The sequence below is a fragment of the Pediococcus damnosus genome (assembly GCF_001611155.1).
Classification (GTDB): domain Bacteria; phylum Bacillota; class Bacilli; order Lactobacillales; family Lactobacillaceae; genus Pediococcus; species Pediococcus damnosus.
Genome location: NZ_CP012294.1, coordinates 1,006,973 through 1,023,583, shown reverse-complemented (window position 1 = coordinate 1,023,583; position 16,611 = coordinate 1,006,973). Strand labels below are relative to the sequence as shown.

At 38.0% G+C, this 16,611-nt stretch carries 18 protein-coding genes; 5 read left to right on the top strand and 13 right to left on the bottom strand.

What is annotated here, in order from left to right; genetic code table 11:
- Positions 1-27 precede the first annotated feature (27 nt).
- The 3 genes from ADU73_RS04905 to ADU73_RS10505 all read left to right on the top strand — a co-directional run bounded on the left by ADU73_RS04905 (position 28) and on the right by ADU73_RS10505 (position 1,354).
- Complete coding sequence (locus ADU73_RS04905) at positions 28-429, top strand: winged helix-turn-helix transcriptional regulator (protein WP_046871410.1); 402 nt, start codon at positions 28-30, stop codon at positions 427-429.
- A gap of 129 nt (positions 430-558) precedes the next feature.
- Positions 559-1,140 (top strand): hypothetical protein, encoded by a 582-nt coding sequence (locus ADU73_RS04900; protein WP_062913233.1) that lies wholly within the window; start codon positions 559-561, stop codon positions 1,138-1,140.
- Positions 1,141-1,192: 52 nt separating this feature from the next.
- Positions 1,193-1,354, top strand: a complete 162-nt coding sequence (locus ADU73_RS10505) for a hypothetical protein (RefSeq protein WP_155386973.1) — start codon at positions 1,193-1,195, stop codon at positions 1,352-1,354.
- A 59-nt stretch (positions 1,355-1,413) separates the two neighbouring features.
- Here the strand turns inward: ADU73_RS10505 and ADU73_RS04895 are convergent, their stop codons facing one another.
- The 5 genes from ADU73_RS04895 to ADU73_RS04875 are packed head-to-tail and all read right to left on the bottom strand — an operon-like array spanning position 1,414 to position 5,813.
- Positions 1,414-2,145 carry a sulfite exporter TauE/SafE family protein gene (locus tag ADU73_RS04895; RefSeq protein WP_056986039.1) on the bottom strand — a complete coding sequence of 244 codons (732 nt, stop codon included), beginning with the start codon at positions 2,143-2,145 and terminating at the stop codon, positions 1,414-1,416.
- Between the two features lie 46 nt (positions 2,146-2,191).
- Positions 2,192-2,911, bottom strand: a complete 720-nt coding sequence (locus tag ADU73_RS04890) for an alpha/beta hydrolase (protein WP_046871412.1) — start codon at positions 2,909-2,911, stop codon at positions 2,192-2,194.
- Between the two features lie 41 nt (positions 2,912-2,952).
- A complete protein-coding gene (locus ADU73_RS04885; protein WP_062913232.1) occupies positions 2,953-3,822 on the bottom strand; it encodes a 5-methylcytosine restriction system specificity protein McrC in 870 nt (289 codons plus the stop codon).
- A gap of 9 nt (positions 3,823-3,831) precedes the next feature.
- Positions 3,832-4,308, bottom strand: coding sequence for a hypothetical protein (locus tag ADU73_RS04880; protein WP_062913231.1), 477 nt, complete (start codon positions 4,306-4,308; stop codon positions 3,832-3,834).
- Positions 4,309-4,325: 17 nt separating this feature from the next.
- Positions 4,326-5,813, bottom strand: a complete 1,488-nt coding sequence (locus ADU73_RS04875) for an McrB family protein (RefSeq protein ID WP_062913230.1) — start codon at positions 5,811-5,813, stop codon at positions 4,326-4,328.
- A gap of 167 nt (positions 5,814-5,980) precedes the next feature.
- Here ADU73_RS04875 and ADU73_RS04870 point away from each other — a divergent pair, with 167 nt between their 5' ends.
- Together ADU73_RS04870 and ADU73_RS04865 are read left to right on the top strand one after the other, a co-directional pair.
- Positions 5,981-6,514 carry a TetR/AcrR family transcriptional regulator gene (locus ADU73_RS04870; RefSeq protein ID WP_052694499.1) on the top strand — a complete coding sequence of 178 codons (534 nt, stop codon included), beginning with the start codon at positions 5,981-5,983 and terminating at the stop codon, positions 6,512-6,514.
- A gap of 88 nt (positions 6,515-6,602) precedes the next feature.
- A complete protein-coding gene (locus ADU73_RS04865) occupies positions 6,603-7,631 on the top strand; it encodes an amidohydrolase family protein (RefSeq protein ID WP_046871415.1) in 1,029 nt (342 codons plus the stop codon).
- A gap of 108 nt (positions 7,632-7,739) precedes the next feature.
- Here the strand turns inward: ADU73_RS04865 and ADU73_RS04860 are convergent, their stop codons facing one another.
- The 8 genes from ADU73_RS04860 to ADU73_RS04825 form a co-directional block, all read right to left on the bottom strand.
- Positions 7,740-8,981 carry an ISL3 family transposase gene (locus ADU73_RS04860; RefSeq protein WP_063697918.1) on the bottom strand — a complete coding sequence of 414 codons (1,242 nt, stop codon included), beginning with the start codon at positions 8,979-8,981 and terminating at the stop codon, positions 7,740-7,742.
- Positions 8,982-9,178: 197 nt separating this feature from the next.
- Positions 9,179-9,910 (bottom strand): class I SAM-dependent methyltransferase, encoded by a 732-nt coding sequence (locus ADU73_RS04855; RefSeq protein WP_046871416.1) that lies wholly within the window; start codon positions 9,908-9,910, stop codon positions 9,179-9,181.
- Between the two features lie 15 nt (positions 9,911-9,925).
- Positions 9,926-10,804, bottom strand: a complete 879-nt coding sequence (pepI, locus tag ADU73_RS04850; RefSeq protein WP_046871417.1) for a proline iminopeptidase — start codon at positions 10,802-10,804, stop codon at positions 9,926-9,928.
- 173 nt (positions 10,805-10,977) lie between these two features.
- Positions 10,978-11,310 carry a helix-turn-helix transcriptional regulator gene (locus ADU73_RS04845; RefSeq protein WP_062913229.1) on the bottom strand — a complete coding sequence of 111 codons (333 nt, stop codon included), beginning with the start codon at positions 11,308-11,310 and terminating at the stop codon, positions 10,978-10,980.
- 14 nt (positions 11,311-11,324) lie between these two features.
- Complete coding sequence (locus ADU73_RS04840) at positions 11,325-11,543, bottom strand: type II toxin-antitoxin system RelE/ParE family toxin (RefSeq protein ID WP_226996048.1); 219 nt, start codon at positions 11,541-11,543, stop codon at positions 11,325-11,327.
- Positions 11,544-11,842: 299 nt separating this feature from the next.
- Positions 11,843-12,298 carry a P-loop NTPase family protein gene (locus tag ADU73_RS04835; protein WP_046871420.1) on the bottom strand — a complete coding sequence of 152 codons (456 nt, stop codon included), beginning with the start codon at positions 12,296-12,298 and terminating at the stop codon, positions 11,843-11,845.
- Between the two features lie 186 nt (positions 12,299-12,484).
- Positions 12,485-14,050, bottom strand: coding sequence for a hypothetical protein (locus tag ADU73_RS04830; protein ID WP_062913228.1), 1,566 nt, complete (start codon positions 14,048-14,050; stop codon positions 12,485-12,487).
- A gap of 155 nt (positions 14,051-14,205) precedes the next feature.
- On the bottom strand, positions 14,206-16,179 hold the full coding sequence (locus tag ADU73_RS04825) for an elongation factor G (protein ID WP_062913227.1): 1,974 nt from the start codon (positions 16,177-16,179) through the stop codon (positions 14,206-14,208).
- Positions 16,180-16,611: the final 432 nt, after the last annotated feature.

Here is a 16,611-nt window from a genome sequence, read left to right as displayed (position 1 = left end):
TAACTAACTCTAAAATGGAGGTAACTCATGACTGATCAACTTAGAAAAAGTGTCCTTAAAAAGCTTGCTGATGGCGATTATAGTTGTCCTAAAGAATTCACATTATCGATGTTTAGCGGTAAATGGAAAATCAATATTATTTACCATTTGGGCCAAGACGGCGCCTATTACTTTGGCGAATTGCAAAAATTATTGCCAACCGCTTCCCATAAAATGATCGCTGAGAAACTAAAAGAACTCGTTTCAGATGGCATTGTTTCTCGCCAAGAGATTTCCGGTCCCCGTATCAAAGTTAAGTACACCTTAACTAATCTGGGAAAATCACTTCTTCCCATCATTAATGCCATGTATGATTGGGGAACAGAGCGCATTCAACAGTTACAGGTCGCTCATGTTAAATTTAACTTGGGTGAAGTTAAACCAGATTAAGACATATCAAAATATCAAATAAGTTAGTTGTTTTTTAGCCTAAATGCCTTAATTAGGTTCTCAAATGAAAGCGTTTGATTTCTATGAATGATGAACTATACTTAAGGCAAAATATTGGGGGCGCTAAATATGAAAGATGAATTGGAAACCGTTTTTGAACGAACTGACTGGCAGGTAATGCCGGACAACCTTACGTTATTACAAAATTGGATTTTAGATGTAAAAAAATTACAAATCGGTAAAATGGTTTGGCCAGTTCAGGGAACTTTTGCTGCTTTTCGTAAAAAAACACATGGCGTTAGTGTCGTAATCACATCTCAACAACTTCAATTACTAAAAAATGATCAACTCAACCTTACTTTTGCCAGCAAAGATATTAAAAAGTGTACTGTATTTCTTGAGGAAAACATGAGGCAACCTACCATAGCAGCAACTACCCATCCCAGATTTCACACAATTATTCAGATTGAAACTGACGATACGAACTATTATTTCAAAGTATATGGAGCCCAAGCTGGATGGTATCTCGTTACACATGCAAATACTATTTGGAATGTCCCTACTGCTGATCCACTGAACCTTAAACAGTTTGCCGCCACTGATGACGATGAACAACTTATGATCCAAATTAATAAATTTGGATATTATAATTTAGTGAAGGGTACGAAATACGAATTTTCAAATCAGAAAATTATTGTAACTCGCAACTAAGTCCATTAATCATTGTTATCTTCAAAATCCACAGATAAGGAGATAAGGACATTTGATAATTATTAAAATCATCGGTATTATTTTACTCCTAGCGCTGGGTGCCTATTTTGTTAATGGTGGTTGGGCTGATAATTTAGGAGCACTATATCGAAACTATAAACAATCCAAACTATCTCTAAGGGCATTTATCAAAACAATAATTAAAAAAGGATAGTGCAAAATGCACTATCCTTTTTGTCCTAGCTATTTATTCACACTTTTAAGCAAAACCTTTTACCGAAAAAACAAAAGTCCACCAAAAATAATCAGTAACACATAAATATATTTGACCAACGTTTCACGGGCGATATGGGCACTGATCCAGTTTTCGAATGGAATGACCACAAACAGTAACGGAATAATAATTAAGAGTAACTGAACCACTTCCAACGACCAGAATCCTGACGCAACTTGGCTGGCCACCACAATCATGCCAACACAAACGAAATGGGCCTGAGCGATCCCCCGCATTTTATCTACTGGCCACCGTTTTAAAGTTCCATACATCACAACCGGAACCCCGTGACTATTGAAGGCACTTCCTAGAATTCCTGAGATCATGCCCGCTACGTAATCCCAGCCCTTAGCATGTAATCGCACTTTCCCAGTGCTTTTCCGAAAGGCTTTATACAAACTATAGGCGCCATAGCAAATCAAAAATACCCCAAACAAATGAAGGACCAAAGTTCTATTCACCGTTTTAATGAGCAGGATCCCCAATGGCACACCCAGTAATGATCCAGCAACTAACCGCCGGACGACAGCAAAATCAATTTGGGCGCGAAACTTAATTGTCGCTGGTAACGCTACTAGTAATCCTAAAACCCCAATCAAAGCGGTTGACGTTTGCAAATTGAAACCAATTAAAGCTAATAACGGCATGGTAACTAATGCTTCGCCAAATCCAAAGACCGTTCGAACTAAGGCACCAAATAACGCAATTAAAATGATTAAAACTAGTGTCATTGTGCGTCTCCATTCCGGTTAATTTAACTTTAATTTTAATTTTACCTTAGTTCAAGTTTTTCAACCATTGAATTAACCGCTGTGCTACCTGCCGTTGTTGGGCTTGATTACTGATTGTAGCGGTATTATCTCCCTTTTGCGCTCCATAGCTTCCAAATCCAGCGTGGTTACCACCACTAATCTGTTCATAGGCTGTATTTTTGGGCAACAGACGCTTAGCCTTTTTATAAGCTGATCGATTTAAAACACCATCGCGACTGGCCGTAATTGATAAAACGGGTAAATCGGTGCCTTTTAAACTCCCTTTTTTGTCTGGATAACTTGCCAGAAAGAAAACCCCTTTTAGATGTTTCTGATGCTCGTGTGCATAACGACTAGCCATCACACCACCCAGAGAATGCCCACCAATTACATAGTCACGTTGATTATTTTTCAGCACATTGCCGGCCTGATTAGGCGCCAATACTGCCAAATCCATTGGAAAGCGCACAATGTAAACTGGATAACCGGCATCGGCTACCCGTTTAGCCCAGATACTATAACTAGCCGGTTCAACCAAAGCTCCAGGATAAAAGATTATCTCTGGATTCGTCGTCAATTTACTTTTGAAATACAATTCTGGCTGGGTTGTCGTTGCTTGTTGGGCGATTTTGTCTGCAGCTTTACTAGGATGATAAACTTGTGCGTGCAAGTAAAACCAGCCGCCAGATAGTAAAACTATCAAAAAAATCAAGATTGTTAGTAAAATTTTTGTACGTTTCTTCATGAATTATGCCTCTCAATAATTTACTTCAAAACATATTAAAATTAGGCCAAAAGATTTGTCACTTTTTTAAAATAATTCCTTATAGTTTCGCTATACTGATGCGCATGTTCATATTGCAACGGGATTCCCAACGTACCCACTATTATGTCTCCATACTTCACCATTTCTTCAATAATTTGATTTTCCTCAACAGGAGCTAGAATGATCGCAATTTTTGCCTTTTCTAAACTTGTATACGCAATAATTTGATGGATGTCCGATCTTAAACGTTGACGCTGATCTAATTTACTCTCTTTATTTCTAGGGAAAAAATATGATTTATACTTTGAATCTAAAATTATTTTCTCTCCACCAAATTCTGCAACAATATCCGGTTCAAGATATAGTGGCATCAATCTTGAAACTTTATTTCTAAATCCAGGCATAAGTGTTCTAGGAATTCTTCTATTATTTGTACTGTATACAGCAACTTGACCAATTAATCTTTGCGTATAACCTTCGAACAACTTTGAAAAATCAATTTGCCAAGCATATTTTTGTTTTTCTTGATTTAACATAAATGCATTAAGTGACGTTTTCAAATTTTTTATTTCATTTGCATCCTGCATCGAGACTCGAAAGGGTTCTATCATTTGCATAGTCAATCTAGTTGCTGCAGGTAATAATCTATCTAACTGTAAAAGTGTTGAATATAATTGCTGTTTAATATTATTAGGGGTCATTCGGCCTTCAATTATTAATTTAGCTTTTTTATATAATTGTAATGCACGCTGAAACTCATCATGTTCTTGCGTCATTAAATTAAGTCTTGTTGGAAACTTCAACCTACGTCGTGGATCTACCGTTTGCTTTGCATATCTATTCCAATTAACGTTACCAACCGGCCGGTCTGCCAACAATTCCTGATTCATAAACTGATTTCAATGTCCCTTTCTAATGACTAATAGAAAACATTTAATAACTTCTGCAGCCAACAAATATTGTGGAGTTGGGGTTCCGGCAGATCGAACTAACTCTAACTGTTCTTTTCTCTCTGGTTCTAGTTTTATTTTTGTAAATTCTGCTAGACCTGCCATCCACTCAAACCAGTCCTTAGTCTTCCCACTATTTCCATAACGTGGTTTAACAATTAAATCTGTAACTGGTTTTCCCTTACCTTTACCCGGCATTCTTATTGGGATTGCACCCACAAAGTTATGACTAACAATATGTAAATCCCCATTTTGTGAATAGCCATTGATATTTAAAAACTCAAATGATTTACGATTTAGGCGAAGAAATGCTTCATTCGCTTCATTTAAGTATCTATGATCAGGAATCATACTTTTTGGTAAATGATAGATTTTGTCTGTAAAAGTCTTTGTTTCAATTATAGCAATATGATTATCTTGTCCCATAATAATTCCTCATTGATCTAAATAAAAAGTGTTTGATCTATTTCGGTAATAAAAAATTGGTTAAACGCATCAGACGCCTGCATCATTAACCCGTTTTCCAAATATTCACGAATCAGTGGCAACAACTCATACATCAACCTTTCCTTCATTTCTTGCTCGGCATTATCCTTAGCTGTGATGAAATAAGCCTGTCCGGGTTCAAGCATAAGCTCATTGCTATTTGCATACATCTGGAAAATGTTATGTAGTCGAATAAATATCTCTTTATGAAATTTTTCATTAACTGATAATTCCTCTTTCTTAATTTCTCGAGGATTCATTGTAAACCAAGCAAAGCGTCGTCTTAAAGCAAAATCGATAACTGCTAATGAACGATCAGCTGTGTTCATTGTAGCAATAACTCGCATGTTTTTTGGCAGCTGCTGCAGCTTCACAGGAGCTTGTGGATCACCGATTTCAATTTCTGCACGTCGCTCATCAAAATGTGTTTCAAATAAATAAAATGCTTCTCCCAGTACGTTACTCAAATTAGCTCGATTTATTTCATCAATAATTAACAAAACTGGGTCTTTAGAATCTTTTGCCTTTTTAATCGCTCGGAGGAAGGGGCCTTCATGATACCTATAAGTTAGGTTCCCGTTTTCAGTCACAGGTTGATATCCACCAACAAAATCAGAATACGTTGTTTCAGCATGAAATTGCGTAAAAATAACATTCTGATCTACATACTCTTTTCGAAGTGTCGCAGTTAGGTATGTTTTACCTGTTCCGGGAGCCCCTTGAACAACGACATACCTTCTGGTTTTCAAGAGATGTTTTACAGTTGCTACTTCATCAACATCTTTCGCACTTTTCGACAGATTCAACTCCTGTTTGTACAGTTGTGCGCGTTTAGCTTCTCCGATATTGGGCCATTGCCTTAACTCTGCATACACAGCAATCATGACTTTAAAAACTTTCCAAAAATCCTCATTTTCATCAGCTATACCGTCTTCATTAAAAGTTGGTCGTTTTGTGAAAGCAACAAATAAATCAACCGGATGTGAATCAATATTGTCCTCGTAATATTCGGCCTCTAAATCACTCAATTCTCTTTTTTTAGAATCATTTGAAAAATCTAAAGCGCTAAAACATTTTATATCCACTTTTTTATCTTTAGCGTAAATTCGAATGTTATGTTGAAGCTCTAAATATTTTCGCCTTGTACCTGGAAGCGTCGCAAGTTGATAATCATCTCCAAAACCTTCATTACCAATATCTAATGAAATGCGATAGTGATCCTTCCCTGGATTTACCTTAATTGATAACCCTGAATAGGGTCCACTTGGTTGCTGATCAGATCGAATAAAAGAAATAAAACCGTAAGTTCCTTTTTCGCTTGGCTGAAGATCTTTTTGAACCGCACCACGAGTAATAAATAAATTTTCTCCTGTTCGATTTTTACCTCCAACTAACTGCAATAGGTGTTCCATTTTTTCGACTAAAATTGTTTTCTTTGCTGGCATAACATGCTCCTCCTAGAATAATTTTCAAAACTATTAACTTATATTTTTCAAGATATCTATTTTATGTATGAATAACTATACCATAGCCTTGATAGTTAGCCTTGATAGTTCTAGCTTGCCTGAAAAAAGTTATGCGTTTAAAATAGGTAATACTATAGGTGGAAATTATGAAGAAAACAGATGAACGAACTTTAAAAACCAAAGAAAAAATCGATGCAGCCATGATCAAACTCTGTCAAAACAAAGTTGATTTCGACACTTTAACTGCACCCAAATTAGCCACCACTGCTGGTATTTCTCGACAAACGTTTTATCGATACTACCTATCACCCAAACAGGTCATTACGACGATGATCGATCAACATTTACAAGAATTTCTCAAAGAATTTCGCCCTCAAAACTTAACCGCTCGCAGCATGACCTTACAATTAATGACCATTTGGCAGAAACGAACGATTGTGTTTGAACTTGTGGAATGGTCGAATACACGCCGCGAATTCATTCAACGTTTATCCGAATTCAATCAGCGTGTTGCTCATCAAAATAAAGTAAATTTAATTGATGAGAAATCCATTTGTAATGTCTATGCTGCTGCCACCTATATGTTTCTACGTGACTACGTTTTAAACAAAAAGTGGACCAAGGAACAAGCTACTGATCTATTTCTTCATTTAACCAACAATCTCGACAAAATTTTTTAGTTATGCAACAAAACGGCAAAGTCGGTCCATATCTCTCGGGTAAATTCAGGTAAACTAAGCTTATCTTATAAATGAGGTGGAGATAATTATGAAATTAATCACAGCTGAAGAACACATTAGCATGCCATATGCTAACAAAATTATTAATGACTATTTAAAAACACAACCAGCCGATCCTAAGGCAATGAAAGAATTTGGTCGCTCCTTTGCAGAAGGCCTAGTTGCCTATTCGGTTTCGCAAGACGAGATGCAAGATGTCGACGAAAAACGTCTCAAGTATATGGATGATAACGGAATTGACGTTCAGATCCTTTCTTATGGAGATGCCAGCACCAATCCTGACATGTTGCCATCTGATCAGTCGATTCCACTGACACAAAGAATTAACACCGACATTGCAGCTACAGTAAAGCGCCACCCTGATCGTTACCTGGGGCTCGCAACTTTACCAATTTCCGATCCAGAAGCAGCTGCACAAGAATTAAAACGCTCCGTTAACGAATTAGGTTTGAAAGGTGCCTTAATCTTAGGAACTGCTAAAGGTGGCCAATTCTTGGATGCACCAAAATTCTTACCAATCTTTGAAATGGCAGCTAAACTTGATGTGCCTTTGTACATCCATCCTTCAATGCCTACTGAGACCATTCGCAAGAACTATTACAGCGGGATGAACCCCATCGGTTTTAACGCCATTATGTCAACTCCTGGGTGGGGCTGGCACATGGAAGCTGGCTTGCATGTTACCCGTTTGATCTTATCTGGTTTATTTGATAAGTTTCCTAACTTAAAACTGATTTCAGGTCACTGGGGTGAATTCGTACCTTACTTCCTCGAACGTTTGGATGAAGCAACGACCCCTGTAGTTGGCAACCCGCTCAAGCATCCCGTTTCATACTATTACAAGAGGAATGTTTACGTGACCCCAAGTGGTATGTACACTTGGCCACAAATGCAACTCGTTTTGACTGAAATGGGTGCTGATCATGTGGTATGGGCCCAGGATTATCCTTATATTAAAGGTAATGCGAAAGACTTCTTAGCTAACACAGATATTTCTGATGCTGACAAAGAAAAAATTGCCCATGGAAATATTGAAAAATTGTTGAAATTGAAGTGATTTCTATAACATCTTAAAAACCCGTTTAAGCCTATAAATGGGTCTCTGTCAAATCGTATTGGTGGAGATTTTGAACGGCACATTCACTTCGGTGAATGTGCTTTTTGTTTACTCATGAATTAAACTAATCCGGATAAAGAAGTTGTCAATATTTCGAAAACCAAAACAGTTACGTTTTAATGCCTTGATTTTACGATTAAGTCCTTCAATTGGACCGTTGGAAAATGGATAACGACAACTGTTTAGAAGGGCTGAACCATTTTTGATAAACGTGTTGATCGTTATGTCCATTTGATTACTAGTGGGTTGGTAGTTAGTAAGTAAGGATTGGAACGCATTAGCATCCTTTTGGTGTATGGCACTTAAGATACCTTGATAGGTTTGATACACAGATCTAAATCTGGGAAAAGCGTCTAGAGCTAAATCAATGGCGTTTTGTTGCGTCATATACTCGTTAATTCCGCGTAAATAAACAGCCTTAGAATCATTAACTTTTATTTCATCAAGATGAAATAAACGCCATTGAGATTTTAAAATATGATAAATTCGTGAATGCTTATCTTGGATAGTACGAATGGTCTGCGTGCGTTCATTATCTAAGGCACGCCCAGCCAGTTGAATAATATGGAAACGATCGATAATCGTGGCCGCATTAGGAAATAAGCGATGAATGAAGCTGCCATATTCAGCATTCATGTCAATCGTCACTGATTGAACTTGGGCACGTTCTTGAACCGAAAAACGAGCTTCAAAGTAGTCAATGATATCTTTACTTAGCCGATCTTTTAAAGTAACAATTCGGCGATGACTAACGGCATCGCAACAATTAAAGGACATCCAGTGATTACAGGAACGAAATTCATCAAAGCAAAGATTCTCTGGGAGATGTTTAACACGATAGGCTAAGTGAATATTGGCATTTAGGATTCGTTGAACACTGCTTGGCGAAATTCCACAAAGTTTAGCAATTTCTTTACTCGTCAACATATCGCGTGCCAAAACGATCACTTGATGTTTGATATTATGTGTGAAAGTTTCGTTACGATTAACCAACTTAGTTTTAGCACCACAGGTTTTTGAACAATCTTTACATTGGTATCTTTGACGTTTTAAATGCATTTCGTAACGACCACCGGATAAGGTTCCTAAACGCAGGTGACTCATGTGAGTTCCGTTTTTAATTAAGCTTTTATGGCCACAATGTGGGCACTTTAAAAGTTGATAAGACAAAGTTGCATGGACGACATGAATACGTTGGTTTGTGGAACACCGTTCTTTAGAAATACCAGTGACAATTAAGTTTGGGTCTGTTATTTCGAATAAGCATAAGATAGAATTAGTTAGGGACATCTGAATTTCCTCTTTTCGATTTGTTTTGGCGATTAAATCGTAGCACAAAGAGGACAGATGTCCTTTTTTATTTTTCTGATTTTCAAAACAGACAAAAAACCGGTATTAGTTATTCACCAATACCAGAAAGTGCAGACCCCTATAAATTAGGTCTAAACGGGTTTTGTGTGTAATTTTGGTTTTCAAAAACTCCATAGTTACTTTTTCGTTGCCGCAATAATCAACATCATTGGGCGTCGCATTTCATCTTTCATCCCTGGCAAATCCATCATATTTTTCGGTGGCATCGGCTCTTGCACATGATCAATCGTAAAACCATTATTTATCAAACCTTCGATGTAGGTTGTCAACGTACGATGGTACTTCGTAACTGGCGTACCTAAAAAGTTAGCCGTCCGCTGACCTTCTTCAAAGTAATGATCAACTGGGAAATACTTAATTTTACCGTTCTCGTCATAGACCCAATCCTGCGTTCCATTGGCCGTAAATATCGGATGCTCAACAGAAAAAACAAACTTACCATTCGGTTTGAGATAACGTTGGACAGATTGCGCAATTTGCGTAAATGATTTTAAATAATGAAACGCAAGTGAACTCATCACCACATCAAACGTGTTTTCTGGAAAATTAACTTTAGAAATATCAGCAAGTTGATAGGTGACATTGGTTGCAGTCGTTTTTTGTCGCGCTACTTGCAACATTTTTTCAGATAAATCAACGCCAGTAACGGCCTTGGCTCCGTGTTCGGCCGCATAAATACAATGCCAGCCATAGCCACAACCTAAATCTAACACCGTTTTGCCTTGAAAATCGGGCAGCAATTTCTGCAACGTTGGCCACTCACCAGCGCCCGCTAACCCGATCTTACTTCGATTCATCTCACTGTATTTTTTAAAGAAATCAGCATCGTCATAAATATCAGGCATCATAAACCTCCAGTTAAACTAGTCGTTTGCTGCTAACCAGTGATCAAGCACATCCACAAATTCATCGTGTTGGTCCAAAAGAGCTAGATGACGACTATTGGCAAACAAGTGCCACTTAGCACCAGGAATGTGGTCATAAACTGATTTAGCAATCAATGGGGTACATAAGTCGTCTGTTCCGTTTGTAACTAAAACAGGCACGTGAATCTTTTTGAGATCATCGGTCACTTCAAAGTCACTGATTGTTCCGTTTTCGGTAAATTCGTTAGGTCCCTCAGCAATTAAACTCGCCCGTTTACCATTTGTTTCTCGGCGTAAAGGCTCTGGCGAGTTTTCATCAGGATCATCCCAACAGTATCGTTCCATGTAGCGATCATTGGCAGCTAAGTATTTAGGACCTGTAAAATTACCAGTTCGTTCTGCTTCCGCAATTGCCGAGCGATCTTCATAGCTTAAATAGGAAATTAAACGATGCTGTTCTTTAGTCCACAACTTGATAGAAGCTGGCGAACCATCAATCATCACACTTTTGATTCCTTTTTGATCGTACTTAGTTAAATAAAGCATTTCCAGCATGCCGCCCCATGATTGGCCCAACATATGAATTTCATCCAAATGGAGGTACTTACGGAGAGCGACTAATTCTTCTGCCCAAGTCTCTTTGACATAGACGCTTTCATCTTCAGGAAGGGATGATTTCCCACAGCCAACTTGGTCATACATAATCAGTTGACGGCCAGTTTTTGCATAGTCATCTAATAATTCGAAGTAATTGTGGGAAGAACCAGGACCTCCATGAATTAACAACAATGGTGCTTTGTCCTTACTTGGTTCCCCAACAATTCGGTAATAAGTTTTATAACCATGAAATGGCATGTATCCTTCTTTAATTTTCATATATTCAGTCTCCCTTTTATGTAAGCTACTATTACTAAACCCAATTGTACTCCTGAATGTGATTACTGCCTTTATAATTTGAAATAAAAAACCACACTAGCTGATAATCTAATGTGATCTTCCTACGTTTTATTTTTTAAACACTCATTTTACACTCGCCTACATCAGGCTAACTAAACTGTGACCCAGTCATAACGCTTAAGAAATTTATCCGATTTGTTTTTCATGTCTTGTACCGGCGTTTCTTTAGCTAAGCGCAATTTGAAATTCGAATCTAAATTGAGCAGTAAAATACTTGATATTCCCATTACTGCTTCAATACGAAGTGCCAAGTTTTCATTAATGAACCGCTTTTTTTGTAATATTTCGGAGATATGTTTTTGACTAACCCCGAGTCTGTCAGCCAAATCCGTTTGCGTAATTTTATAATAATTCATGGTTTCTCGAATAAGATCAGCAGCTGAGGTTGTATGATATTTCTTAATTTCATTTTCACGATGTAGCATTCAAATCAACTCCTCTAATGATAGTCAATAATCGCTAAGATTTGGACGGTGACTATTTCTGATCGTACGACCGATAATTCATCATCTTTATCATAACCTTCAAAAATAATACGGTAATTTCTACTCACGTCTACTGCAAATTTGCCTTCTAATTTATTATGCAATCGATGGCAACGCGGTGGTGGATCAGATGGAATCTGTACTAACGTTGGCACACTATCGAATTCATCCAATCGAGACTGAATCTTTGTGGCACAATCTTTGCCAAATGTTTTTCTCAGTAGCTTTTCGCTATTTAAAATCCTTGCAAGCTTCCTTGACTTTGCAAAATATTCCAATATGACCGTACTCCAATTCATTTGTTATTATACCATATCGGTATAGATACTGCTGACTTTTTAACTTACCCAAAAATCATTAATATACCTGATTTTCCATTAATTTGATTAGCACTTCTGAACGTAATCAAACCTCTATAAATATTAAATACCAAAAAAATTCACGTTGTCATTAATTCAACGTGAAATATTTTTTACTTTTTCAAAACAACTACCTTATCTATGTATGGCTTTAACAATACGACAATTTCTGCTCGTTCTTTATTTCGAAAACTCTGCTCCCACTTTAAAAATATTTTCAAATGATTATATTGACTAGGCCCTTTGACGAATTGATTTTTAAAGTATCGTTTCAATAAGTAATACATATTTCGAAAATGAGAAACATCTTTAAAATAAATGACGTCAGCATCAGCAAACGACTCGCGCCCATATCGATACTGAACACCTTCAATAATCCAGTCTTTGCGGTTCAAAACCTGATTTAATAGTGCCGTCCGTTCCTCTGGAGTCCGGTGAATATCTCCGTGAGAGCTTCTGGACCAGTTTAAGTCATCTAACGAAATAACCGGAATATGGTATTTTAAACTCAGTTGACTTGCCAGTAACGTTTTACCACTACCAACGGGACCAATAATTCTAATTTTCATGCAAAAGCTTCCTCCAGCATCCATATTTTCGCAATCCTTACAGAATTGTCGTTTACGAAGCCAATACTTTCCCAAATATACTAACTAATGTTGCTCAAAAATGCGAGAAGAGGCTATAAACAAAAACTTTTTAATCGAAACGAGGTACCAGTAGACTAATCCACTCGTACCTCGTTTTTTGATTTTTTAATAACGCTTCTTATGCTTAAGTAACTTACGAGCCTGTTTCAGTGAAATAACTTTGCCTTTGACCTTCTTTGGTTTATCTGGCTTTGGAATCGATTTTCCAAAAAAAGCGGCCGTCAACTGTTTACCTTGTTCTCGTTCTAACGTTCCATCATCTGTCAGCTCCGCTAATAAGCTAGGAACCAATTGGTTAGTCGCAGCAAGATGTTCGCCTGACTGCTTAGCCCGTGCCCACTCACCAAAATCACGAAAAGTTGGTACAGGCCATTCAGTTGGTTTCAGCAATGCTTGCGCATAATGCAAATCCACAAAAACACTGACATTTTGAACCACTCTGACAGCGTCCCAATTTTTAGGCAATTTATAATCTTGCCGATTCAACCACAAACTTAGTCCTGCCTGAACACCCTGCGCGTGAACTGCTATTGCAGTTTTTCTACGCCATCGCCGATCTTCAAACTCTGGTAAATGGACACTATTCAAATAATTTTGATCCGGATCTGGATCGTAAACTTCAGCAAGCCTTTTTAGCTGTTCTGGATGCTTAGTTATTTTGCGCACTTCTTCCGGTGGAAAACCCAACATAGAATCATCCGCTTCATAGTCATCATACAGGTCATCAATTTCTCCATTTTGACTAACCTTTGTAATGTAAGCTTGAATGGCCTTTTCATCCGTAATATCGACACCGTCTTCATTCATTTTCATAGTAATTAATTTTGAGGGGCTAAAATTATCTTCATCTTGTGACAGCTCAATCATGTCAGGGACTGCAGCGGCGATGAATCGTTTATAATCACTGGCCCGTTTTTCATTCAACCACCCTCGCTTGGCAACGTAGGTCAAAAAATGAGAAAGCGCAGGTGCAATTAACTTATAGCTTTCAGGTTCCAAACTTAAATCAGATACAAACGAGTCCGTTAAAACCCCGGTGATGGCCATCTTTGTCCATGATTTAGGTGTTTTTCGATAATCATCATAGGCCCACTTTGCCAGATTGTTTAGAATCATACTTAAAAACGCCTTATCAATTCCATCAGGTCTGCTATGCCAGTCTGAACTTTCAGTATAATCATCTACCCACTCGAGAGTATAGCGTTCAATATTAATCGCAATATACTCTTTCCATTCTGGTAGCCAAGGATCAGTACTGACATAACGGAGTTCACCTGTGCGCATTTCCCTAATTTCTTCATCTGGATCGTTGGCATCAGTATGTTCTTGAAATTCGACAAACATTTCTTCCAAATCTTGTTTACCAATTCCGATCTTATTGGTATCTGCTAAGTATCTTAGTAGTTCACTAATAATGTCGAAATTTATCCAAAAGTTATGATTTGCGTCCGAATCTTCATCATCAGCCTGATCAAGCATCATGTATAAAACATCTAATAGTTTGTCTTCATTCCAAGTACGAAACGATCCCGGATAAATTTTAGCCATCATTTTATCAAAGTATTGAACTGTCTCTTGAACAAGCCATTGCGGATAATTATTAATAATTTTATATTCTGATGACTTTTGGAAGCTATCCCAAAATGCCATAATTCTACTAGTTTTGGCCACGAGTCCGTCCTCCATTAAGTGTCAATTTACTGCTTATTATACGTGAGAATGGGTATTAAAAAAAGATGCTTTCACCCTATTTAACCCATAAACTCCGCTTAGCAACATTTATTTACAGTTCAATCATACCGAATTTTGAAAAACAATCCCTTAGTTTAATTTGTCAGCGTTGCTAAATCTGCTTGGGAATACGTATATTCCACATGTGCCATCTTTGGTACTTCATCCCACGAAACTGGGTATCCAGCCCCGTGTGCACAAAACACAGAATCCGGTGTATTATCCAAATCTGAAGTTGGATTGTACTTCAGTTTTTTAACGATTTCATCCGCGTTATGGCAAGGCCGATATCCATCAACAATGCATTCCAGCTGTCCTTGGCCATGCGTGTAAGCACGAACTTCTTGAGCGTAATCCTGCATTTCTGAAACAGGTGCGGTTCCTGTTAATATGGTCAAAGCATCCTTATTTTCCGTCGTTTCTGGCATATTAAAACTGCCGCTCATCTTTTGGATATCATTCATCGCCCGTCCAACTTGATCTTGCCCAATTTCTAGTCGAAACTGATACCACGGTTCCAACAATTGACAGCCACCATGTTCTTTCAACATCATCAATCCTTGTCTCACTGCTCGCCAAGTGGCTTCTCGAAAATCACCGCCAACTGAATGGACATTGCTAGCTTTACCACCAACTAGTGTGATTTGCATATCCGTAATTGGCGCCCCAATAAGCACGCCAAGGTGTTCTTTAGAATTAAGATTGGTCAGAACTTGATGCTGCCAATTTTTACCAAGGACATCCAGCGCACATTGGCTATCAAACGTAAGTCCACTTCCTTTTGAGGCTGGTTGAAGCAATAAATGAACTTCAGCGTAGTGACGCAAAGGTTCAAAATGGCCAACTCCTTCTACTGCCTGGGTAATGGTTTCTTTATACAAAATACTGCCTTCACCAAAACTAACGTTTAAGTTAAATCGTTGAAGTAAAATTTGCTGCAAAATTTCTAGTTGAATTTCACCCATAATTTGCACACGAATTTCTTGAAGGTGGCTTGACCAAGATACATGCAACTGCGGATCCTCATCTTCCAGTTGACGCAAGGCCGTTAAACAAACATGAATATCTTGACCTTTAGGATCAAGCGCATAGTTCAGCACTGGTTGAATAGTTGGTGTTACGCCATCCTTTTCAACACCAAGTCCTTGTCCAGGATAGGTACCCGTTAACCCCGTAACTGCACAAACTCCACCTGCTGGAATCGTCTGTTGAACCGTAAATTTGGCTCCATAGTAGACCCGTAACTGATTGGCCTTCTGATCATCTAGTAAAACAGCCTTCGTAGCCAGTGTGCCACCCGTTACCCGGACCCAAGTTAAGCGTTCACCTTTCTCATCGTGAGAAATTTTAAATACCCGTGCTGCAAACTCTGGTTTATAAACTGTTTCACTTGTCCAGTGTTCAAGCCCAGTCAGAAAAGCGTCGATACCAGCCACTTTCAATGCGGCTCCGAAATAGCAGGGGAAAACTTCTCGCTGTCTAATCATTTTTTGAATCGTTTCATCATCAATATTTCCCGAATCTAAAAAAGTTTCAAGAACCGCATCGTCACGCATTGCAATTTCTTCATAGGCTTCATTCGAAATATTCGATTCGTCTGCATTAAAATCTATGCATCCCTGCGAGAAAACCGTCTGTAACTGATCAAGGACTTGTTTTTTATCCGTACCAGGCATATCCATTTTATTGACAAAAATAAACGTCGGTACATGATAGCGTTCGAGTAACCGCCAAAGCGTTCTGGTATACCCTTGAATCCCATCCGTTGCAGAAATTACCAAGATTGCATAATCAAGCACACTCAAAACTTCTTCGGTTTGCGAGGCAAAATCCACATGGCCGGGTGTATCTAAGAGTGTGAGATCAAGATTTTGATATTGAAGATGGGCCTGATGCGAAAAAATCGTGATCCCATGTTTTTTTTCAAGGTCATCCGAATCAAGAAAAGCATCCCCATTATCAACCCGACCGAGTTTCCGTAGCTCACCGGCACGATAAAGCAATGACTCTGATAACGTGGTTTTCCCGGCATCCACATGGGCGATAATGCCTGCAACGATGTGCTTCATGATAATTTCCTCTCTGAATTAAGTATTCTGATCGTAAACTTTAGTTTATAAAAAAATTAAAATTATTTTTCTAGAGCTTGTTACTACTTCGAATTTCTATTATTGAGAACACTGATTAGAGCTTCCGTAATATAAAATTCGGAAATTTGAGACGAAAGCTCATAATACCTATGTATCCAGTATTCTTGTTCTTTATACGTCAAAGAATACCTACTCATTCTGGCAACTGTACTAATTTCATTTCCCGTAATACTAGCAATCGTAATGTCATCATTATTAATAAAAACATTTATCAGTTTAATTAATTCTGCAGATTCACCTGACACAGAATAGCAAATAAGTGTGTTATTACTAGAATGTGTCTTCAAATTCAAAAACGTTCGTTATTTTTAGAAAATTCATCTTTTTTTAAGGATAGTGGTTTATTTTTCT

Excerpts from the sequence above, each read along its gene's own strand:
- ADU73_RS04905 (WP_046871410.1), top strand. The coding sequence starts at position 28 with ATGACTGATCAACTTAGAAAAAGTGTCCTTAAAAAGCTTGCTGATGGC.
- ADU73_RS04900 (WP_062913233.1), top strand. The coding sequence starts at position 559 with ATGAAAGATGAATTGGAAACCGTTTTTGAACGAACTGACTGGCAGGTA.
- ADU73_RS04895 (WP_056986039.1), bottom strand. The coding sequence starts at position 2,145 with ATGACACTAGTTTTAATCATTTTAATTGCGTTATTTGGTGCCTTAGTT.
- ADU73_RS04890 (WP_046871412.1), bottom strand. The coding sequence starts at position 2,911 with ATGAAGAAACGTACAAAAATTTTACTAACAATCTTGATTTTTTTGATA.
- ADU73_RS04885 (WP_062913232.1), bottom strand. The coding sequence starts at position 3,822 with ATGAATCAGGAATTGTTGGCAGACCGGCCGGTTGGTAACGTTAATTGG.
- ADU73_RS04880 (WP_062913231.1), bottom strand. The coding sequence starts at position 4,308 with ATGGGACAAGATAATCATATTGCTATAATTGAAACAAAGACTTTTACA.
- ADU73_RS04875 (WP_062913230.1), bottom strand. The coding sequence starts at position 5,813 with ATGCCAGCAAAGAAAACAATTTTAGTCGAAAAAATGGAACACCTATTG.
- ADU73_RS04870 (WP_052694499.1), top strand. The coding sequence starts at position 5,981 with ATGAAGAAAACAGATGAACGAACTTTAAAAACCAAAGAAAAAATCGAT.
- ADU73_RS04865 (WP_046871415.1), top strand. The coding sequence starts at position 6,603 with ATGAAATTAATCACAGCTGAAGAACACATTAGCATGCCATATGCTAAC.
- ADU73_RS04860 (WP_063697918.1), bottom strand. The coding sequence starts at position 8,981 with ATGTCCCTAACTAATTCTATCTTATGCTTATTCGAAATAACAGACCCA.
- ADU73_RS04855 (WP_046871416.1), bottom strand. The coding sequence starts at position 9,910 with ATGATGCCTGATATTTATGACGATGCTGATTTCTTTAAAAAATACAGT.
- pepI (WP_046871417.1), bottom strand. The coding sequence starts at position 10,804 with ATGAAAATTAAAGAAGGATACATGCCATTTCATGGTTATAAAACTTAT.
- ADU73_RS04845 (WP_062913229.1), bottom strand. The coding sequence starts at position 11,310 with ATGCTACATCGTGAAAATGAAATTAAGAAATATCATACAACCTCAGCT.
- ADU73_RS04835 (WP_046871420.1), bottom strand. The coding sequence starts at position 12,298 with ATGAAAATTAGAATTATTGGTCCCGTTGGTAGTGGTAAAACGTTACTG.
- ADU73_RS04825 (WP_062913227.1), bottom strand. The coding sequence starts at position 16,179 with ATGAAGCACATCGTTGCAGGCATTATCGCCCATGTGGATGCCGGGAAA.